Source organism: Candidatus Methanoperedens sp. (assembly GCA_012026795.1).
Classification (GTDB): Archaea; Halobacteriota; Methanosarcinia; order Methanosarcinales; family Methanoperedenaceae; genus Methanoperedens.
In genome coordinates this window covers 19551-39941 of sequence record VEPM01000032.1, presented here as the reverse complement: position 1 = coordinate 39941, position 20391 = coordinate 19551, and the positions used below count along the sequence as shown (strand labels likewise).

At 40.3% G+C, this 20391-nt stretch carries 19 protein-coding genes; 9 read left to right on the top strand and 10 right to left on the bottom strand.

The window, feature by feature from the left end; all coding sequences use genetic code 11:
* Positions 1 to 117 precede the first annotated feature (117 nt).
* On the top strand, positions 118 to 933 hold the full coding sequence (locus FIB07_14675; protein NJD54097.1) for a CBS domain-containing protein: 816 nt from the start codon (positions 118 to 120) through the stop codon (positions 931 to 933).
* Positions 934 to 962: 29 nt separating this feature from the next.
* Here the strand turns inward: FIB07_14675 and FIB07_14670 are convergent, their stop codons facing one another.
* Positions 963 to 1838: a CBS domain-containing protein gene (locus FIB07_14670; GenBank protein NJD54096.1), complete on the bottom strand. Its 876-nt coding sequence runs from the start codon at positions 1836 to 1838 to the stop codon at positions 963 to 965.
* A 281-nt stretch (positions 1839 to 2119) separates the two neighbouring features.
* Between FIB07_14670 and FIB07_14665 the strand changes: the two genes are divergently transcribed.
* Positions 2120 to 2641, top strand: a complete 522-nt coding sequence (locus tag FIB07_14665; GenBank protein NJD54095.1) for a 50S ribosomal protein L16 — start codon at positions 2120 to 2122, stop codon at positions 2639 to 2641.
* 2 nt (positions 2642 to 2643) lie between these two features.
* Positions 2644 to 3264, top strand: a complete 621-nt coding sequence (locus FIB07_14660) for a translation initiation factor IF-2 subunit beta (protein NJD54094.1) — start codon at positions 2644 to 2646, stop codon at positions 3262 to 3264.
* Here FIB07_14660 and FIB07_14655 read toward each other — a convergent pair whose 3' ends face one another.
* The 4 genes from FIB07_14655 to FIB07_14640 are packed head-to-tail and all read right to left on the bottom strand — an operon-like array spanning position 3265 to position 8780.
* A complete protein-coding gene (locus FIB07_14655; protein NJD54093.1) occupies positions 3265 to 4455 on the bottom strand; it encodes a glucose-1-phosphate thymidylyltransferase in 1191 nt (396 codons plus the stop codon).
* Positions 4452 to 5744, bottom strand: coding sequence for a phosphoglucosamine mutase (gene glmM / locus FIB07_14650; protein ID NJD54092.1), 1293 nt, complete (start codon positions 5742 to 5744; stop codon positions 4452 to 4454). The genes FIB07_14655 and glmM overlap by 4 nt, the downstream gene beginning before the upstream one ends.
* Before the next feature lie 2 nt (positions 5745 to 5746).
* Positions 5747 to 7561 (bottom strand): glutamine--fructose-6-phosphate transaminase (isomerizing), encoded by a 1815-nt coding sequence (gene glmS / locus FIB07_14645; GenBank protein ID NJD54091.1) that lies wholly within the window; start codon positions 7559 to 7561, stop codon positions 5747 to 5749.
* Between the two features lie 10 nt (positions 7562 to 7571).
* Positions 7572 to 8780 carry a glucose-1-phosphate thymidylyltransferase gene (locus FIB07_14640; protein ID NJD54090.1) on the bottom strand — a complete coding sequence of 403 codons (1209 nt, stop codon included), beginning with the start codon at positions 8778 to 8780 and terminating at the stop codon, positions 7572 to 7574.
* A 157-nt stretch (positions 8781 to 8937) separates the two neighbouring features.
* Between FIB07_14640 and FIB07_14635 the strand changes: the two genes are divergently transcribed.
* The 3 genes from FIB07_14635 (at position 8938) to FIB07_14625 (ending at position 11163) form a co-directional block, all read left to right on the top strand.
* Positions 8938 to 9210 carry a co-chaperone GroES gene (locus FIB07_14635; GenBank protein ID NJD54089.1) on the top strand — a complete coding sequence of 91 codons (273 nt, stop codon included), beginning with the start codon at positions 8938 to 8940 and terminating at the stop codon, positions 9208 to 9210.
* A 3-nt stretch (positions 9211 to 9213) separates the two neighbouring features.
* A complete protein-coding gene (groL, locus tag FIB07_14630; protein NJD54088.1) occupies positions 9214 to 10839 on the top strand; it encodes a chaperonin GroEL in 1626 nt (541 codons plus the stop codon).
* 165 nt (positions 10840 to 11004) lie between these two features.
* A complete protein-coding gene (locus tag FIB07_14625; GenBank protein NJD54087.1) occupies positions 11005 to 11163 on the top strand; it encodes a lmo0937 family membrane protein in 159 nt (52 codons plus the stop codon).
* A gap of 90 nt (positions 11164 to 11253) precedes the next feature.
* On the opposite strand, the gene FIB07_14620 is transcribed toward FIB07_14625, so the two are convergent.
* Genes FIB07_14620 through FIB07_14610 form a run of 3 tightly spaced genes read right to left on the bottom strand, consistent with a single transcriptional unit; the run spans position 11254 to position 12960 of the window.
* A complete protein-coding gene (locus FIB07_14620; GenBank protein ID NJD54086.1) occupies positions 11254 to 11793 on the bottom strand; it encodes a metallophosphoesterase in 540 nt (179 codons plus the stop codon).
* A gap of 26 nt (positions 11794 to 11819) precedes the next feature.
* On the bottom strand, positions 11820 to 12629 hold the full coding sequence (locus tag FIB07_14615) for a hypothetical protein (protein NJD54085.1): 810 nt from the start codon (positions 12627 to 12629) through the stop codon (positions 11820 to 11822).
* Between the two features lie 31 nt (positions 12630 to 12660).
* Positions 12661 to 12960, bottom strand: a complete 300-nt coding sequence (locus FIB07_14610) for a hypothetical protein (protein ID NJD54084.1) — start codon at positions 12958 to 12960, stop codon at positions 12661 to 12663.
* A 112-nt stretch (positions 12961 to 13072) separates the two neighbouring features.
* Here FIB07_14610 and FIB07_14605 point away from each other — a divergent pair, with 112 nt between their 5' ends.
* Complete coding sequence (locus tag FIB07_14605) at positions 13073 to 13642, top strand: hypothetical protein (protein NJD54083.1); 570 nt, start codon at positions 13073 to 13075, stop codon at positions 13640 to 13642.
* On the opposite strand, the gene FIB07_14600 is transcribed toward FIB07_14605, so the two are convergent.
* Positions 13643 to 14218 (bottom strand): hypothetical protein, encoded by a 576-nt coding sequence (locus tag FIB07_14600; protein ID NJD54082.1) that lies wholly within the window; start codon positions 14216 to 14218, stop codon positions 13643 to 13645.
* 217 nt (positions 14219 to 14435) lie between these two features.
* On the opposite strand from FIB07_14600, the gene FIB07_14595 reads away from it, so the two are divergent.
* Positions 14436 to 16931 (top strand): AAA family ATPase, encoded by a 2496-nt coding sequence (locus tag FIB07_14595; GenBank protein ID NJD54081.1) that lies wholly within the window; start codon positions 14436 to 14438, stop codon positions 16929 to 16931.
* 29 nt (positions 16932 to 16960) lie between these two features.
* Here FIB07_14595 and FIB07_14590 read toward each other — a convergent pair whose 3' ends face one another.
* Positions 16961 to 19144 (bottom strand): FCD domain-containing protein, encoded by a 2184-nt coding sequence (locus FIB07_14590; GenBank protein NJD54080.1) that lies wholly within the window; start codon positions 19142 to 19144, stop codon positions 16961 to 16963.
* A gap of 311 nt (positions 19145 to 19455) precedes the next feature.
* Here FIB07_14590 and FIB07_14585 point away from each other — a divergent pair, with 311 nt between their 5' ends.
* Positions 19456 to 20376 (top strand): hypothetical protein, encoded by a 921-nt coding sequence (locus FIB07_14585; GenBank protein ID NJD54079.1) that lies wholly within the window; start codon positions 19456 to 19458, stop codon positions 20374 to 20376.
* Positions 20377 to 20391: the final 15 nt, after the last annotated feature.

Sequence of the window (20391 nt, the reverse complement as noted above, 5' to 3'; positions counted from 1 at the left end):
GGAGCCTCCCGTTTCATAGTATCTATACTTGGATTACTATATATCGTTATGCTTAATCCTGACCCCAATGTTATAAAAAGGAGAAAGTCATTTAACAAAACCATTTAACTGACTACCATGACAGACCATCCTAAAGTTAAAAATTACATGACAACGGAAGTAGATACTGTATCCCCGGAAAATACTGTCAGGGATGTCATACAACTTATAAAGGAAACAGGGCATGACGGATTTCCTGTAGTCGAAAATGGAAAGGTAACAGGATATGTATCTGCATCCGGCCTCCTTGAAAAAGCGCTTGGTGAAAAGGTCTCAGGTGTAATGAGCCGGGATGTGCTTGTGGCAGATACGGAAATGGAGATGAGTGATGTGGCGCGTGTCATATTCAGGTCAGGCAAATCAAAATTGCCGGTTGTTGATACAAGCGGGCATTTACGTGGTATTATTACAAATTCAGATGTTATCCGCTCGCATATTGAAAGGACAAGCCCCCAGAAGGTATGGACACTCAAGAAAACTCTTGAGGCCATCCACAATATACATGTTGATGTTATCCGCGAATCGGTAAACATCGATGAACTTGTCCCCACGCAGCCCAAAGTATATGCGGATGAACTTGACGGAAGGATATACGAACTAAAAAAAGGGCTGGCTGAGCCAATAGTTGTAATAAGAAAAACCAATAAACTTATTCTTGTAGATGGTCATCACAGGGTAATTGCAGCTAAAAAACTCGGGATAAAAAGCATGGATGCTTATGTCATCCCTGTAAGAGATGAAATCCATCTTGGTATGGAAAAGACCGCTATGTCATCGGGTCTTCATACACTCTCTGATATTAAAATACTTGATTATGCCAAACATCCTCTAATTGAGATCACAAAAAGGCTTAAAAAAGATGATGAAAACGGTATGTCGCATGTCCAACAATGAACAATTATATGCTTTAAAAACTATTTCTTTTAATACAATACAAGTTTGCTTAGTATGTCTGTTTTTGAGATAAGCCCTGCAAGCTCTCCATTGATTTTAACCATCAGCCGCCCTACTTTTTCTTTGTTAAATACTTTAACAACTTCATACAGAGGCAAATCACCGTCAACGGAGATTATATCCCTTGTCATGATGTCTCTTATTTTCAGGCTTGTTTTCCCATCCGCAAGCGTTTTCCCGATATCTGTCAGTGTAACTATCCCCACGATACCGTCCTTGTCCTTCACCGGAGCGCCGTGAATATTATTCTTAACAAGTATCCGTGAGGCTTCCTGAATCGTTGCTGTGGGTGGAATTGTTATAGGATTTTCGTGTATATAATTCTTAACGGGTTTTTTGGGAAGAGATATCATTTCCTGTATGACAAATAATACCGTATTCTGTGTATCATCCCTGCCGATCACGGATCCCCGTATTACTAATTTATTTACCGGCGTGGGTCCTATCACAAGATTATCTCCAACCTCGAATTTTCTTATATCTCCTATAACATGTACAGTAGCATTGCATTGGTCAGGATGTCTTACTGTTGTGAAACTTATTTCTGCTGCTGTAGCATTATCTATCACTTCATCATTCCGTCTTAAAGGAACATTCGTTTCCTTATCCATTTCTGATAATCTAAGCGCACGATACGTCTCCCCTGTAGCCTTATATCCTCCTTTGGGTCCTGGAACTCCTTCGACTAATCCAAGCGCCTTCAATGATTGCATTTGATTCCTGACAGTTCCGGGATTTCTTTCTATGACTTCTGCTATATCTTCCCCTTTTATTGCATGCTTTTTTTTCCTGTATAAATCTATTAATGCAGTCAGTATTTCCTTTTGTATTGGTGTAAGTTCCATAAACATAATTTAAACTCTCTATATTTCTAACTCTCTTTTGTTGTATTTATACTTAATGATAATGACAATTATAGTCAAGAACAAAATACATACAGTCTTTGCGCCTTTACTCCTGTCATTTTTTAGTTATATTAGCTAAAAGTTATATTAGTATTCATTAATAATGAATGTTACTATTCAATTTTGTTATTTCAATAAAGCTTATTAACTAAAAAGTCATCTGGAACTGAAATCGTGTGATATATTTTATTCTCACATTATAATTATTGGAGGACTATTCAATGGCAAGAAAACCAGGAAGAATGTACAAGAAAATTACCCAGCGCTCTTATACGAGACGAGAATACATGGGCGGTGTTCCGGGTAGCAAGTTAGTGACTTATGACATGGGCAATTTAACAGAGGATTTCCCGATCCAGTTGACACTCGTGACAAAAGAAGAGTGCCAGATCAGGCACAATGCCCTTGAATCTGCGCGTATTGCAGCAAACAGGATATTGCTTGATACTATAGGACAGCCCAATTATCATTTAAAGATCAGGGTATACCCTCATGAGGTCCTGAGAGAGAATAAACAGGCCACAGGAGCAGGTGCAGACCGTGTATCGCAGGGGATGCGGCAGGCATTCGGAAAGGCTATCGGTACTGCGGCAAGAGTAAGAAGGGGCCAGAAGGTAATGAGTGTGTTTGTTACTCCCGCTAATTTCAAACTTGCAAAGAAATCATTGATCTCAGCCGGATATAAATTACCGACTCCGATAAGCCTGGTAGTGGAAAAAGGCCAGGAACTTGTCCTTACTTGACAATGAACGATTATCTGGATAACCTGGACAGGGCATTAAATCATCTGCCTGAAGTTAAAAGCTCAGGGGAACGTTTTGTTATCCCCGAGCCTAAACTTCTAACCGAAGGAAAAACAACAGTGCTCGAAAATTTCGCTGCAATAGTGGATAAATTGAACCGTGAGCCTTCGCATATATTCAAATTCCTATTGCGGGAGCTTGGAACAGCAGGTAAGATCGATGGTTCAAGAGCAATTTTCCAGAGAAGATTAACTTCAGGCATGATTTCCGAACTCATCAACGCATATGTAAAAGAATATGTAACCTGTTCTGAATGCGGACGTCCGGATACACACCTTATAAAAAGTGAAAGAGTCCTTACATTGCGATGTGATGCATGCGGCGCGCATAGACCTATAACAAAACGGCGGGCAACGTTGATCGCCAAGGAAGAAGCACTGGTTGAAGGCGAAACCTACGATGTCAGAATTGATGCAGTAGGAAGCAAAGGTGACGGCATTGCTAAAAAGGATAAATATACGATTTATGTACCAGGTACTGTCAAAGGGGATACTGTAAAAATAAAGATCAAAAAGATCACAGGTAATCTTGCTTTTGCAGAAATGTTAGAGAAAATAACATAGTTATTTTACTAATTCCCCTGGCTTAATCATCGATTTACTTTCAACAACAGCCCCTACGTTTATCATGCTATTAATACCGGTGTGAACATCATCTCCCATGATCGTTCCAAGTTTTCTTCTTCCCGAATCTATAAGTTTTCCCTTTAATGTTACACGGATTGTCCTGTTATCATGCCTTAAATTCGCAACCTTTGTCCCGGCCCCGAAATTGCATCTTTCCCCTATTATGCTGTCACCCACATAACTCAGATGCCCGATATGCGTTCCCTTCATTATAATGCTGTTTTTGATCTCAACTGCATTTCCTATACGAACATTGTCACCGATACTTGTTCCCGGACGGATGTAGCAATTAGGGCCGATATCGCAATTCTTGCCGATAATGACAGGCCCTGCTATATATGAGCCATTTCTTATTATCGTGCCCTCGCCGACTGAAACACTGCCTTTTAACGTCGCAAAAGGCTCTATCTCACCGGATATGTCGGGCTGTAAAACAGACAGGAAATATTCATTGGCATCAAGAAGTTCCCAGGGCCTCCCGATATCCATCCATTTATCGAAAAGTGTAAGAAAACCAACATCTATTCCCATATCGATGAGCATCTGTAGCGAGTCAGTTATCTCATATTCCTTTCGTATCGAAAGCGGGGTTTTACTTATAGCATCAAATATTGATGACGGAAATACATATATTCCTGCATTGGCAAGACTCGTTGGCGGATCCGGGGATTTTTCAATGATACGTAAAACCCTTGCACCATGGACTTCAAGGACACCATACTCAGAAGGATTATCAACATGCCTTGCTGTCAATACCACATCCGAACTGCATTCTATTAATTTCCTGATATGCGCCGAATTTACTATTATATCCCCGTTTAACACCAAGAACCTGTCACCAACCATTCCCTTTGCCGAACCAACAGCATCAGCAGTACCCATCTGTTTTTCCTGGTTGACATATTCTATGCTGACACCAAGAAGAGATCCATCTTTGAAATAGTCTTTAATAAGTTTCGCGCCATAACCTACAACAAGTACGAATTCCCTGATCCCTGCATCACGCGCAGATTGGATCACGTGTAAAAGGAGTGGTTTGTTCGCTATTGGCAGCATTACCTTAGGGATATTGCGGGTCAGTGGCCCCATTCTTGTACCCTGCCCGGCAGCAAGGACTAATGCCTTCAAAGCGACTCCTGAACCATCTTTTCGGCTCGTTTAAACAATTCTTCCACACCCTTTCTCGCTTCTGCTGTTATTCTTATCTTGGGCTCAGTCCCGCTTGGGCGTACAAGTATCCACCCATTATCCGCATCAACCCTTATTCCATCGATGTCCGTGACGTCTCCTATTCTCCTTAACGATTCTGCGATCTTTTTCATTGCTGCTGATTTATTTTCATTACTGCACGGAACAGCTCCCCGTATCATCGGATATGTCGGAAGTTCATCTATGAGTGCATCAAGCCTCCCTTCATTCTGAACGATCTCAACAAGCCTTGCTGCTGCCAGGATACCATCCGGGCATAAAGAGATGCCGGGGAATATCCAGCTGCCTGATGGCTCGCCGCCAAATTCGGCATTTCTCTTTTTCAATTCTTCCGCAATATACACATCGCCAACACGCGTTCGATAGATTTCCCTGCCTTTTAGGACATCATCGACCATAATTGAGGTGTCAACAGGCACCACAATACTGTGTTTTGTTTCACGGATACCGAAGAATGCAAGAAGCTTATCCCCTTCTATATACCTGCCTTTCCCGTCAACAGCCATCATCCTGTCAGCATCGCCATCGTGAGCTATGCCAAGATCAGCGCCAAATGAAAGAGTTGCTTTCTTCAATAATTCGAGGTTCTTCTCGACCGGTTCCGGATCTCTTGCAGGGAAGAATCCGTCGGGCTGGGAATTAAGAGTTATAACGGTGCAGCCCATACGCCGCAGGACATAAGGTGTTATTACGGAAGCTGCGCCGCATCCGCAATCAACAACAACTTTCAGGGAAGTGCGCCCTACCTTACTGAGTATCATTCTTGCATGGTCTTCAATAGCGTCAGCCTGGAAAACATTCCCGATATTTTGCCATTCTGCTGTCTTCCATGTCTTATCCTTTATGATCGATTCAATCTCATCCTGCTGCCTTGAATCAAATGCAATACCGTCCCTTTTCCAGACTTTTATGCCGCAGTACTGCGAAGGATTATGCGATGCCGTTATCATGATACCGCAGCTAAAATTTCTTGCAGCATACGCAAGCGTTGGCGTGGGCACCATTCCGATACGCGTCACACTGCATCCGGCTGACAGGAGCCCTGAGATCACAGCATGCTCGATCATTTCTCCTGAGGTCCTGGGGTCACGCGCGATCACAGCCGATCCGTGAAGCGAGCCCACAGCAAGCCCGACATTCAGTGCAAGCTCCGGGGTAATTTCCTTATTCGCAAGACCTCTGATACCTGATGAACCAAATAATGCCATAATTACTCCACCGTTACGCTTTTTGCAAGATTCCTGGGTTTATCGATGGGGCAGCCCAGTGCATCGGCGCTGTTATATGCAAGAAGTTGTACTACGACAGATGTGAGCACAGGATAAAGCAGTTCATCTGCTATCGGAATTTTTATGACCACATCCACATACTTATCTATTTCATTATCATCCGCGCATGCTATTGCAATGACCTGGGCGCTTCGCGCTTTCACTTCCTTGATGTTGTTCACTATTTTATCATACGTTGATGATCTTGTGGCAAGGGCCACTACCGGGGTTTCCTTTGAAATAAGAGCCAGAGGCCCATGTTTTAATTCGCCTGCCGCATATCCTTCAGCATGGATATAGGATATCTCCTTGAGCTTAAGAGCTCCTTCTAAGGCTATAGGGAAATTAAGGGATCTTCCCAAAAAGAAATAATCCTTTGCATTTGAAAACCGGTTGGCCTGTTTCTGTATGAATTCCTTGTTATTCAGGATCTGCTGGATCATACCGGGAAGCTGTTTCATTGAAACAAGAAGGCGTTTTGACCTGTCAACATCCAATTTTTTTCTCTTTCGTGCAAAATAGATAGAAAGTAAATACAGGGCAATTAACTGGGACGTAAAAGTCTTTGTGGCTGCAACCCCTATTTCAGGGCCAGCTCTTGTATAAACGATATTTTCGACTTCGCGGGAAAGTGTTGTACCTACCACATTCGTTACTGCAAGAGTATGGCATCCATAGATTTTTGCTTCTCTTGTTGCTGCTATTGTATCTGCGGTCTCCCCTGACTGCGATATGGCTATTACAAGCGTGGATCCCGAAACCACGGGATTTGCATACCTGAATTCAGAGCTTATTTCCACGTCCGTATGTATCCCCGCCAGCGACTCAAAAAGATATTTTCCAAGAAGCCCCGCATTATATGATGTGCCGCAGGCAATGATCACGATCCTTTCAAGATTCTTTATCTCATCTATGGAAAGTGTTACCTCGCCGAGAATTACATCCCCGCTCAGTTCTGATACCCGTCCCATAAGTGTATCATGGACTGATGTAACCTGTTCATGTATCTCTTTTAACATGAAATGCGGGTATCCCGATTTCTCGGCTGCTTCTATGTTCCATTCTATGACCTCAGTTTCCTTTTTGACAGGATTTCCATTAAAATCAAAGAACTGCATATCCTCCCCTGTCAACTGCACGACCTCAAAATCCTGCATATAGACCACATCTTTTGTATTCTTCAATAATGCAGTAACATCCGAAGCTATAAAATTTTCACCTTTTCCCACGCCGGCAACAAGAGGGCTCTCTTTTCTTGCCGCAACCACTGTTTTTGAATCGCTGCATAAGTAAGCAGCAGCGTATGAGCCTTTTACTTTTTTCAGGCCCTCGATGACAGCCCTGACAAGGTCTCCTTTATAGAATTTATGAGCAAGATGCGCGAGAACCTCGGTATCAGTTTCTGACACAAATTCGTATCCTTCGGACTTTAACCAGTCATACAGTTCCTGGTAGTTCTCAATAATCCCATTGTGAACGACTGCGATATTTCCTGAAACATGGGGATGCGCGTTGATTGTGGTCGGCGCGCCCTGTGTTGCCCATCGGGTGTGCCCGATGCCGCATGTTCCGTTCATATCAGGAAGCTTTGTTTCAAGGTCAGCTATTTTACCTTCTGTTTTACATACCGATATCGCGTTGTCTGTTAATATTGCAAGACCTGCAGAATCATATCCCCTGTACTCAAGCCTTTTTAATGCGTCTATGAGTATGGGAGTTGCCTGCCTTGTTCCAACATATCCTACTATACCGCACATTTTTATTGCCTCACAGAACAGTCGAGTTCGGAGGCAGGTCTTTTGTAATCCTGGCCCCGGAATCAACAGCACAGCCTGTTGCGATCATTTTTCCAGCCCTGACAAGTACTGATGGTCCGATAATGTTATTGTCCCCAATAACAGTTCCCAGTTCTTCTGCGTTATGAAGTATTCCTTTCATTTCTATTTTCAGATCTTTTCCCACCTCGGAAACAAAATGAGGGCCGATAATATTATTGCCCCCAATAATGGAATTTGAGATATATGAACCCGCACCGATACGCACATCGTTCATGATAATACTATTCTCAATCTCTGTGAATGAACTTATCGAACAATTATCACCCACAGCCGTTGAAGGTAAAATGGTGGTATTCGGGCCGATATTACAATTCTTCCCGATAATGACCGGGCCCACAATATAAGAACCGGCCCTGATAACCGAATTATCACCGATATCCACATCGCCGATTATTACCGCACCTTTCTCGATCGACCCGGCTGCTTTCATTTCTTCAATTTTTCCAAGGAATATGGAGTTTGCTTTCAATAGATCCCATGAATGTACAGCATCGATCCATGTGCCTTTTGTGGTTATATTTGTGACGTTGGCGCCTCTGTCAATAATTCTCTGTATCGTATCTGTTATTGCATATTCCCCTGTCTCTGAGATCGGGGTTTTATCTATTTCACCAAATATCGAAGATGAGAACATATATATCCCGGTGTTAATAAGGTGACTTATTTTATCACGGGGCTTTTCTACAATTCGTGAAACCTTTCCTTTATCAAGTAAGATCACACCATATCCTGTTGTCTGTTGACGCATTGCGGTAAGAAGCGTTACATCCCCGGATGCCCCTTTTATGAGATCACTGATCGTTCCGGCGTCTATAAGGTTATCACCATTCAGGACAAGGAACTTTTCATTGACCATTGACTCTGCAAGCTTGATCGCATGGGCTGTGCCAAGCTGGGCATCCTGTTCAATATAACTGATATTTACCCCGAAATCCAGGCCATTCCTGAAGTAATCCATTATACGTTCTTTTTTATATCCCACGACCAGGATTATTTCTTTCAGGTCGTTTTGCGAAAGTGCCTGGATAATATATTCAAGAATGGGCATGTTTGCGACCGGGAGCATGACCTTTGATCGGGTCAAAGTGAGAGGACGGCATCTTAATCCCTCTCCAGCAGCAAGAATTAAAGCTTTCATATAGTTCCTCTATATCTAAATCAATACATTTTAAAATTAACTATTTCAGAATTAGCAAATTTTATATAGAACCGCAAACAATGAAAAACTCCTTACAAATCTGGGTTTGTACCATTATTGATTTGTACGGTTAGTTAATTCAATGGAGGTTACTAATATGAAAATAAAACCAATAGGTAAAAGGGTTTTAATTAAACCGGTAAAGGAAGAAGAAAGAACTAAAGGCGGAATATACATCCCCGACAGTGCAAAGGAAAAGAAAAAGCAGGGGGTTGTGGTTGAAGTGGGCACTATTGATGAGAAAGAATTCCCTGTAAAGAAGGGTGACATAATATTATATTCGGGTTACAGTTCCGAAGAACTGGAAATTGACGGGGAAAAATTTCTCATTCTTGAATCAAAGGATGTAGTTGCAAAGATCGAGGCTTAAAATATGGCAAAACAATTGATTTTCAATGATGAAGCAAGGCATGCACTTTTAAGAGGCGTGGACCAGCTTGCTAATACGGTAAAAATAACACTCGGACCAAAGGGCAGATATGTGGTACTCTCAAAAAGCTATGGAAGCCCTGTCATTACCAATGACGGTGTAACGATTGCCAAAGAGATCGACCTTAAAGACCCTTATGAGGATATGGGAGCTAAACTTGTCAAGGAAGTTGCCACAAAAACACAGGATGTGGCAGGAGACGGTACAACAACTGCCACGCTTCTTGCCCAGTCGATCCTTCATCATGGGATGAAGAACATCACGGTGGGAGCCAATCCAATCGAGATAAAGCGCGGGATAGACCGTGCTACTGACCTTGTTGTCAGGACAATAAAAGGCATGAGCGAAGAGGTCAAGACAAAAGAAAAGATCACGCAGGTCGGGATCATTTCAGCCAACAACGATGAAGAGATCGGGAACCTTATATCCGACGCAATGGAAAAAGTTGGAGCCAACGGCGTTATAACTGTTGAGGAAGCAAAATCCATGGAGACATCGCTTGAAGTCGTTGAAGGTATGCAGCTTGATAAGGGTTATATGTCGCCGTACATGGTAACTGACAAGGAAGGAATGGAAGCGCTTCTTGAAAACCCCATGATCCTACTGTATGATAAGAAGATAAGCTCAATGAAGGAATTCCTGCCGATTCTTGAAGCAGTGGTAAAGGAGAATAAACCGCTCCTGATTATTGCCGAAGACCTGGAAGGCGAGGCGCTTGCTACGATTGTCCTTAATATCATTCGCGGAACACTGAAGATATGCGCGATAAAGGCTCCTGGTTTCGGGGATGAGCGAAAGGAGATACTTGAGGATATCGCTGCCCTGACCGGGGGAAAAGTTGTCAGTGAAGAACTCGGGATGAAGCTTGAGAACGTAAAACTCTCTGACCTTGGAAGTGCAAAGAAGATAAGAGTAACAAAGGAAAAGACGATCATAATAGAAGGCGAAGGAAAGAAAGTCGATATAGACAGGCGTATATCCATTATCGAAGGACGCATAAAGCTTGAGGATTCGGATTATAAGAAGAACGATCTCAGGAAACGCCTTGGCAAGTTGTCAGGCGGCGTGGCCGTGATCAACGTTGGAGCGGCTACTGAAACCGAACTCAAGGAAAAGAAAATGCGTATTGATGATGCCCTGAACGCAACAAAAGCCGCTATAGAGGAAGGTGTTGTGGCAGGCGGCGGAATAGCATTATTAAGATCTGCGGCGGCGCTTGAAAGTCTTAATCTTGATGGGGATCAAAAGATCGGTGTGGATATTGTCAGGAAAGCAATTGAAGAGCCGCTAAAACAGATAGCTGCAAATGCAGGTCGTGAGGGCTCGGTTGTCATTGAGAAGCTAAAGGCCGAATCAAATCCCAATATGGGCTATGACGCAAAGACGGATGCTTATAAGGATATGATCGAAGCCGGCATCATCGACCCTGTAAAGGTGGTTCGAACCGCACTCCAGAATGCATCAAGTATTGCAGGTTTGATGCTTACAACTGAAGCGCTTGTGGCTGAAATTCCGGACAAGAAGAGCGAGATGCCGCAAATGCCCGGACCTGAAAGCTATATGATGTAAAACTATGCAATTACAGTTACCAATATGGATTCCTTCAATACCGGGAATCCATCCTGGTGTTTATTTTTAAATAAGCTGTTTTGATTTATCTGATCATTCATTCAATCTTGATCAATAAAATATATATATTGAATGTTCCTATACTCTATATTGGGAGGTTAAAATATGGATCTATTAACTACAATAGTTGTGATTCTATTGGTCCTATGGTTATTAGGATTTGCAGTTGGCACACTTGGCAATTTAATTCATATATTGCTGGTCCTTGCTATTATAGTAGTGCTGATTAGAATCATACAGGGACGAAGACCTATCCCCGAATAGGGAAATATAGGGATAAGTATCGGTAGCAATGTAACCGGATTCGAGCCTGGCTGAGTTCTTGTCTTTGACACAAGCCAGTCTCAATTTTTCTTATTCAGCTTGAAAACCTCTTTCACTCTCAAGCGCTCTGCATCGTGGTCCTTCAAGCGTTATAACCTTTCCCGATATATTACCGTCCTCAATAGTTAGCTCGATTACACCTGGTTCTGATAACCTCGGCGCTGTCGGACTTCCAGGGCACAGGAGAAGGACATCACTTTTATCGATAACAGGTTTATGAAGATGCCCGAATACCAGCACATCCACACCCATTTCTTTTGCCATGTACCTGGCCCCTGTTGTGTCATGTATCGAGAGCGCAGCCTCATGTATTATCCCTATTTTTGTACTTTCGGCCTTGATAATTTTTCTTTCAGGAAGCGATTTCTTTAAACTCATCTCATCCATGTTCCCGTGCACAGCGCAAAGGTTGCAGATACCTGAAAGTTCATCATGGGCTTTCTTTGTGATAAAATCCCCCGCATGAATTACCATATCAGCTTCTTTGATCAATTTAATAAGCCCTGCAGGGAGCGCTTCGGCGATAGAGCCTGATTTTATATGAGTATCAGAAAGTACTATTATTTTCATCTAAACCTCGTGAGTGCAGGGGTAGTTTATACATATCCGTAATCCATATAGTTCAATTCTTTCTTTACTTCCCTGAGGAATTTCCTGTAAGTATCAGTTGAAAAATCAAGCCATTCCTTAAAATCGGCATGCAACTTCCTTCCTATGGTATCTTCTTTTTCAGTACTGCTCTTTTCGCGAAAATCCTTTAAATCTTCAAGATTCTTTACAACATAATGGAAAAGCGCTGTTTCAGCAAATGGTTTTGGGATAAGGGGGGAATTAGAGGATATTTTCAGCATCAGTTCCTTTTCAATCATGATCTCATCAGGAGTTATCCCTGAGCTTTCAATCGCTTTATTCAATGTATCGTTACTGATCTTTCTCTTTTCCTCAGGACTGAATTTACGGATCCCATTCCTCATATTTTCCTCATATATTTCTTTTTGCAAAAGTTCATGGAAGATCGCATATTTTAAGATAGTCTCACTGGCTTCCTCTATATATTTTGTATTCAGCGTAATTATTGAGTACCATGAACCTTCGATATAATAACGCCTGTTCAGGGCGACAGCATAATCAAAAACACCGGGAAACGGAGCAAAGATACTCTGCGAGAAGACGATCGCATCCGTTGAAAGGAATAATATATTTTCCGGGGTTAACTTTTTAACCTTATCAAGGCCGGATGTACCAAAAACAGATTCCGGTTTTTCCAGATATTGCTCGTTGAGTGCGATAATTGTTTTTAGATCAGATGGCTTCAATCTGTTCAGAGAGAAGGCGACATCCCTGGCAGCAGAGCTTATCCATTGTGAATATTCCTCTTCAAATTTCTTTTTTGAAAGCTCTTGCATAAATGATAAATCACAATTTTCCAATAAATAGTTAATGCGTATATCTCGAATGTGCCTCTCTTGTGAGATGCTCTTTTTCAAGTTTTGAGCGGGCATCTTCAAACAGAGCCCTGATACGTTTTTCATCAACTACCGGGTCATCTTCTTTGCATTCCCCGCTTTTCTTGCATTCCTGCGCCAGGCGGTATGCCCGTTCCTCAAGCTGCGGAAGTGTCTCTTTCAGTGTATGTTCCAGCCACTTTGCATCCTTTGAAAGCACACCCACGAACATTGAAGGGATCACATCCCTTTCTATTGTCTCAAGCCTTTTCTTTGCACTAACAGTTCCCATCAGGAACTATTTTAATTTGTTGGGATATAAAAGTTGGGTCGGCAAGATGCCCCGGCAATCAACATAAACACTATCGGTATATATACAAAAAATCATATTATATCACAACACTATGTCCACTAAGTCCTTTATGGATCTTTCTAAAACACTCAGCAGGAAATGCAGGTTAGAAATTTTAGAAAAACTGTGCAAGAGATCCTATAGAAATATCGAGCTGTCAGAGAGTCTGAATATCCGCAAAGAAAAAGTCTCAGAATCGGTTACAGACCTCGTTTCTTCCCGCCTGGCTATTTTGTTTGAAAGGGAAGCTATTATTGGCGAGAAACACACAATGTATGTGGCATCTCCTTTCGGGAGCGAAATACTGAGCATCAGCGATAAGCTCGATTCTACCAAAGGAAAATTTCCTCCTGAATCGATTACGGATTTCGGGGATGGGATTGAGTATATTTTAAAATACTACCTGGATGCTGATTTCAAAGTATATCATAATGCAATCATTACCAGAGGAGGGCGTAAGATCAATATGGACATAAAAGGAACGTCATGTGAGAAGAAAAATTGTGAAACCACCTGCGAACCCGTGATCAAAAATATAGTAAAACGATTTGGAGATATTGACCTGTTTGAAAGAGTACATCAAGCCAATTGCAGTTTCAAAATAAAATTGATTCTTAGATAACTACTCCAACTGTTTTTCATTCATATTGAGACTATCCAGACACCACCTGATGTACTTGACCAGCATTTCAAGCCGCTCCTCTTCTTGATCCTTAAATTCTTCATCGTCCAGCATAATGCAAATATACTTAAAAAGAGCACCAGACAAGCTCTTATCTGTAATATTTCGGGCTAATACTTTAACAATTCCTGTAACTTCATCGTGGGTCAAGAAACCTTTTATTTCGATTTCGGTCAACTTATTCTTAATATTCTTCAATATTTCATCATCCATTATTATGGAGATAGTCTCAAAAAGAGCACCGGGCATATTATTACTTATAATATTCTGGGTTGATACTTCAATCATTCTTGAAACTTCATCATGAGTTAAGAAACCTTCTCTTTCAAATTCAATTAACATATTTGCATTATTTTCAAGTTCAGAAGTTATGCTCAATTTTTTATATTCATAGCTGCCTTTTTGAAGATCTGGAAACTCTAAATCAAGCCTGCTATCAAAAAATTTACTTGAAATTATTTTCATTCTGTCATGTCCTACGATCTTTTCCCAGCCATTGATCAATTCAGGGTTCATACTTGGGTTTTATGTGAAATAAGTAAATATAAATAGTTATTGGAAAATTGCGTGATTTTTATCTGTTAAGAGTTTTGGAAGTCCTTATAATACAATAGCGTCAAAAAGATTATCATTATAAATTTCCCCCGAAAAATCTATAACAAAAAATATAAGTATTATGTCTCTTTCTAATATGTCACTGGATTAAATTTTTTAATTATAACCGGAGATAATAATGCGCCTATCTGATGAATTAGAAGCGATAAAGAGAGAGTGCACAGAACAAAAAAAAATTACACAGAATGCTCATGAAGCGGAAAATTATGATACTATGGTAAAAGAAGGGGAAGGGAATTTTGAGAAATATATTAATAGCTTGATAACATCAACAAATGTAACCTGGGAGGATATTGCAGGTCTTGATAATGCCAGGAATACCATCAATGAGTCTAATTTAATTAGTATAATTGAAAATAAACCTGATGCAATAGAGCCATATAACAGCATTCTGCTTTTTGGGCCTCCCGGAACAGGTAAGACCCTGCTTGCTGCGGCAACTGCTGGAACTTTGAAAGCCACTTTTTTCAAGGTAAAAACCGGAGATATATTGTCTAAATATTATGGCGAGTCTTCGAAGATCATATCTGCTTTATATAATGTCGCTCGAAAAAAGGCTCCATCTATCATCTTCCTGGATGAATTTGATTCCATTGGGGGTATCCGTAACGATAAATCTGAAGCTTCGCGAAGAGTATTGTCAACGCTGCTTGTTGAAATGCAGGGATTACAGAATAAGAAATCAAGCCAGAATGTTCTTACAATAGCTGCCACTAATACCCCATGGGACCTTGATATTGCAGTGCTCAGCCGGTTCGAGATGCGGATTTACGTCCCTCTGCCTGATGAGCAGGCTGTTATGGAAATGATTAAACTGAATACCCTGAAAAAAGGTATGGAATTAGACGCAGATATGCAGAAGATAGCGGAAACTTGTGTCTCGAAATTATTTGCAGGCCGCGATATTGCGACTCTGTGCAAGGAAGCTATCAATAATATGGTGCGAGAACTAAATGACTGGGATAAAATCGGAAACTTACCTCTTGATGATATTAAAAAATACTCGCTTGAAATAAGGCCGCTTACTAAATCAGATTTCAGAAAATCCTTTGCTAAGATAAAAGGCACAGTAAGGGCAAGAGATGTAATAGAAAATGAGGATTGGGCAAGAAAAAATGGCTCAGATTTTTGTGATGGATATGCAAAGAATGAACGTAGATGCGTAATTAATGAACCCGAAATTTACAGAAAAGCACAGAGCGGAAAAGTATCTGAGAGAAAAGAAGCGGCATATGAAATGGGGAAAAATTTTAAAGTTTTCACTGATAGAGAGCGGGCAACAAATGACCTGCTAAAACTTGCAAAAGATGAAAAATGGGAAATACGAAGGGAGGCGGCAAAAGCCATTGGTTCCGCCTTTATTTACCTCACTGATAGAGAGCGGGCAATAAATGACCTGCTTGATCTTATAAAGGATGAAGACTGGAAGGTGAGAAGTGTCATCGCAGAAGCCATTGGTTCCGCCTTTAAGTATTTTACTGATAGAGATCGAGCAACAAATGATCTGCTTAACCTTACAGAGGATAAAAACTGGAAAGTGAGAAGTGTTATCGCAGAGGCCATTGGTTCCTCCTTTTTCCACCTTACTAATAAAGACCGGGCAACAGAAGCGCTGCTAACCATGGCAAAGGATACGGATATTTTTGTGCGGAGAAGTGCAGCTAAAGCCATTGGTTCCTCCTTTTTCCACCTTACTAATAAAGACCGGGCAACAGAAGCATTGCTAACCATGGCAAAGGATAAGGACATCTTTGTGCAAAGGAATGCAGTTGAAGCCATTGGTTCGGCTTTTTCCCAGGTTACTGATAAAGTTCGGGCATGGAACGAACTGCTTGTTCTGATAAAACATGATGATAGATTTGTGTTAATTGGTGCGGCGTATGCACTTGGTTCTGCCTTTCCCCATGTCACAGATAAGGATCAGGCAACAGAAGCCCTTCTTGACCTAATAAATGATAAGGATACCGATGTGCGGAGCGTAGCAGCAGAAGCTCTTGGTTCTGTCTTTCCGTATGTTACTGATAAGAACCAGATAGCAGAAAACCTTCTTACCCTCACAAAAGACGAAAAAAGCATTGTTCGAGCATATGCCAACCATTCTCTCGGAAGAGCGTATGTTTTCAGGGCAACAGAATCAAAAGATGAAGAGAATTTCAGAAAGGAATTAGAGCGAGCTCTGCAATTTTTTGAAAAATCATCAAGGGAAGAAACAAATTCGCAACCAGCAAGATTTTGTCTTCCATTTTATCGCTCTTTCTATATGCTGACTTTTAAGAAAGAAGAAGCTAAAGCTGAAGTCCAAAAATATTTTGAAGAGGCAAAAAGTGCAGTTGAAAATTCTTATAGCAAAGAAAAACTCCTTGAAGCCGTGAAAAATCTCGGAAATGCGCTGAAGGAAGTGCAGAATTCAAAAGAAAAGGATTTCAATCATTTAAAAAGAGACCTCAACGCATACAGAAAGTACTGCGAGCGCGCCGCAGAGATGCTGGATGAAGTAGAGAAGAAAGCGCCTGGTGCTACAGGGGTGTTGTGGAAGGGGTTGCCAATTATTAACCAACATATCTGGATTGGTAATCAAATCATCGCAAAATGTGATGAGAATAAAAATATATAATATATATATATAATTTGATGAATATGCGATTATCTGGGATTTAATCCCCGCTCCCAGATTTCCCTTACATAATCAATATGATCTTCCATGTGTTTAACTGCCCTATCTTCATCTTTATTCCTGATGGCATCCAGTATTTCTCTATGTTGTTTTAAAGTCTCCATGGATTGAGCTTGCCTGCTTAATGTAGATAATGATCTATACAGCAACCTGCAAATATCATAAAATGAACTATTTCCGCTTGCTGAAGATATCCCTACGTGGAAATCAAAATCATAACCCCAGAATACACCCGTTTCTCTTGTTATCTCATCCTTAAGAGCTACTTCAAATTTTTCTAAAATAGACTCCAGAGCCTCTATGTCATGTGTTCCCCTATACCTTGCGGCAAGACTTACTGAGTTCATCTCCATCTGTTTTCTTACTTCCCACAGTGCATTAAAGGTATATCTGTTTATTATGGGATCTGTTCTGAGTTTTTCAGCCAGGATTTCGAAAAAGTGTTCGATATCTACGTTGAATATCTTAGCATTATTGCTCTTCCAAAAACGAATTTCAACTTCTGCTGGATTCCTTATAATAACATAGAACCGAACCCTATTCTCTAAACGTTGCTTGGTTTTTTTAATAATGGTATTAATTTTATCATTATTTATATCATATCCAACAAATAAAATAGCTCTTGTAAAAAAAAGCTCCTCGAGTTTATTGAACATAAGCGGATCAATGGAACTGGGCATTTTGTAAATTGTTGTATCTGATTCCATTTCCAGCATATCCTTATCTTCTTGAATTAGATTGATTCTGCCCCTACGCTGTTTAATTGCATCTTCCAGAATGCTATCGCAATTTATGTTAATAATATTTTTAATAGTTAAAATATCTGCTATTTTTTTAAAGATAGAAGAGTTGCAGTCTGTTACAGCACCGGTTAATCCAGAACCTATAAATAAAGCTGCATTTCCCTTAAATATCTCAGGAATCAATGATTTTAGATCAACATTGTCAAAAAATGGAGGATTATATGTAGGAATAAAATTATTTTTTTCTAAACTCTGTTCCATTTCAGCAGGCTCATATGAAGAAACCTCAAATTGATTCAATCCGGATTTCTTATTGGTGATATAACCTGGAGCAACGCTGCAAAGAGCCGCCGAGATGGATCCTCCACCTGCCTTTAATAAATCTATTATCAAATCTTTATTTTCCCTCGTACTTATGAAAATATGCGAGTATGGTAATGCCAGCCTGATGATTGCAGTGATAAGTTTCAGCTGGTTATCAGAAACTTGATACTCCTGCTCTGGATGGAATAACATTCTGTTGGCTTTTTTCAAACGAGGTATCCCAACTATGGGAAAACGGTCAAATTTTTCCCTTAAATACAATCCATGCCGGATTAATGCCATGATTTCGAAATTAAAATCATACAAGCCCAGCAGTACACCAATCCCGGCATTTCTTATTCCACTATTATATATTCTTTCCTGGGTTCCTAATCTATACTGGAAATCTTTTTTAGAAACACATTCTTTATGAAGCTCGTCGTAAGTTTTCCTGTGATATGTTTCCTGCCATGAAAGTACGATATCTAAACCCCTACTTTTCAACGATCTATAGTCTTCCAGTGATAATGGAGAAGAGTTCAAACCAATCATCCCATTTTCTCCCTGTCCAAGTTTATTTCTCAGATGCTCTATATATTTCGTCATTTCCTGTATGCCAATTTCCGGGTCGTCTGAAAAAACCAGCTCTATTGTCTTAAAATTCTTCGCTATCAAATATTCAATTTCTTTACAATATTGGCCAAAAGTCAAACGGGTTCTGCCGTTACTATAATTATTACGATTGAATGCACAATAAGGACATTTATTCATACAATAATTTGTAACGTAAAGAGGAACAGCCAGGTTTATTTCATTTCCAAGAATATCGCTTCTGATACGCTTTGCAGTTTCTAGTAGGGTGTTAAAATCTTTATTATTGGGATCGGGATTAATATGAAGAAGTGTGGCAATATCTCCGAAATCCAATCCCTGCAATTTTTCCGCTTTCTCAAGTACCACATCAATGTTCTCAGGTTTTGATTCTAAATAAAATTTAATTTCATCAGGATCTACATTAAATTCATTCATAAAATAACATCTTTTTTCCATGATATTATTATATTCTCTCTTGAACATTGTTATTAATTGGATCACATATAAATACATTCTTCATATTTATTAAATAAAAGTTAGAAACAGATTTGTTACGCCACTTCCGTAACAAAATCCCATCTGTTCCGGTTTTCGGGTAACAAATATTATAAGAATTGTAATAATTGTATACAAATAATCTACTATGCTGTCAGGTATCGTTGGCAGCAAACAATCGAGATACATAATAAAAATATCTCGATTTCATCCTGCAATCGAAAGCTGATATGATAGTAGTGTGGCGAATACATCAACGAGCACTGGTAAAAGTGCAATGACCTTCGATATATTACCGAAAATAACCTGAAAAATAAAGGAGATAAAATATGATTGTTAGAAACAAAACAAAACTTGTGCTGCTGTCCATAGCTGCAATAACTATATTGCTTATGGGCAACGTTTTCCAAGTTTATGCAGCCTCAGATAAACAACCAACGCTGGTAGTTTTCATAAACGTAATCAATGATGACGGCGGATCAATGAAAGCATCTGATTTTTCAGCAACCGTTACAGCCAAAGATCCATCACCCGCTATCTTCAGTGGTTCAGAGACCGGAACAACTGTTACTATGAAAAATAGTGAATATAAAGTAGCTGAACTTGCGGTAAAAGGCTATAATGTATCATATTCACCGGGTTGCTCGGGACGCATAAATAATAACGAAGCTAAAACGTGTGTAATAACCAATGATGATATAGCTCCGCATTTAAAAGTCATCAAACATGTAATTAATGATAACGGAGGCACGGCAAATGCATCTAACTTCACAATGTCAATATACGGTAACAACCCTTCATTGTGGTCATTCTCAGGTTCTGAAACTGGTACCGATATAAAAATTGGTCAGGGATACTATAGCGTGTACGAAGACTGGAACCAAGATTATATCTCGTCATATTCACCAGAGTGCAACGGTCAAATTAACTTGGGCGAAACCAAAACCTGCACTATAACCAACGACGACAGACCGAAGGCTCAAATAACAGTTATCAAAAAAGTGATCAACGACAACGGTGGCACTGCTATACCATCCGATTTCACGATGTATGTATCATCTGACGAATGGCAATCGTTCCCCGGTAATGATGAGCCGGGCACTAATGTAACAGTCTATGAGGGCTACTATTATGTAGGAGAATATTCCAGATGGGATTATTCTGATTCATACTCAGGTGATTGCAGTGGTTACATAACAGGCGGTGAAATTAAGACCTGTACTATAACTAACAACGACATGATCCTATAGTGAAAAATAAGCTTA

Bases quoted from the DNA above. Each gene is read 5' to 3' on its own strand.
- FIB07_14675 (NJD54097.1), top strand. From the start codon at position 118: ATGACAGACCATCCTAAAGTTAAAAATTACATGACAACGGAAGTAGAT.
- FIB07_14670 (NJD54096.1), bottom strand. From the start codon at position 1,838: ATGGAACTTACACCAATACAAAAGGAAATACTGACTGCATTAATAGAT.
- FIB07_14665 (NJD54095.1), top strand. From the start codon at position 2,120: ATGGCAAGAAAACCAGGAAGAATGTACAAGAAAATTACCCAGCGCTCT.
- FIB07_14660 (NJD54094.1), top strand. From the start codon at position 2,644: ATGAACGATTATCTGGATAACCTGGACAGGGCATTAAATCATCTGCCT.
- glmM (NJD54092.1), bottom strand. From the start codon at position 5,744: ATGGCATTATTTGGTTCATCAGGTATCAGAGGTCTTGCGAATAAGGAA.
- glmS (NJD54091.1), bottom strand. From the start codon at position 7,561: ATGTGCGGTATAGTAGGATATGTTGGAACAAGGCAGGCAACTCCCATA.
- FIB07_14640 (NJD54090.1), bottom strand. From the start codon at position 8,780: ATGAAAGCTTTAATTCTTGCTGCTGGAGAGGGATTAAGATGCCGTCCT.
- FIB07_14635 (NJD54089.1), top strand. From the start codon at position 8,938: ATGAAAATAAAACCAATAGGTAAAAGGGTTTTAATTAAACCGGTAAAG.
- groL (NJD54088.1), top strand. From the start codon at position 9,214: ATGGCAAAACAATTGATTTTCAATGATGAAGCAAGGCATGCACTTTTA.
- FIB07_14625 (NJD54087.1), top strand. From the start codon at position 11,005: ATGGATCTATTAACTACAATAGTTGTGATTCTATTGGTCCTATGGTTA.
- FIB07_14620 (NJD54086.1), bottom strand. From the start codon at position 11,793: ATGAAAATAATAGTACTTTCTGATACTCATATAAAATCAGGCTCTATC.
- FIB07_14615 (NJD54085.1), bottom strand. From the start codon at position 12,629: ATGCAAGAGCTTTCAAAAAAGAAATTTGAAGAGGAATATTCACAATGG.
- FIB07_14610 (NJD54084.1), bottom strand. From the start codon at position 12,960: ATGGGAACTGTTAGTGCAAAGAAAAGGCTTGAGACAATAGAAAGGGAT.
- FIB07_14605 (NJD54083.1), top strand. From the start codon at position 13,073: ATGTCCACTAAGTCCTTTATGGATCTTTCTAAAACACTCAGCAGGAAA.
- FIB07_14600 (NJD54082.1), bottom strand. From the start codon at position 14,218: ATGAACCCTGAATTGATCAATGGCTGGGAAAAGATCGTAGGACATGAC.
- FIB07_14595 (NJD54081.1), top strand. From the start codon at position 14,436: ATGCGCCTATCTGATGAATTAGAAGCGATAAAGAGAGAGTGCACAGAA.
- FIB07_14590 (NJD54080.1), bottom strand. From the start codon at position 19,144: ATGTATTTATATGTGATCCAATTAATAACAATGTTCAAGAGAGAATAT.
- FIB07_14585 (NJD54079.1), top strand. From the start codon at position 19,456: ATGATTGTTAGAAACAAAACAAAACTTGTGCTGCTGTCCATAGCTGCA.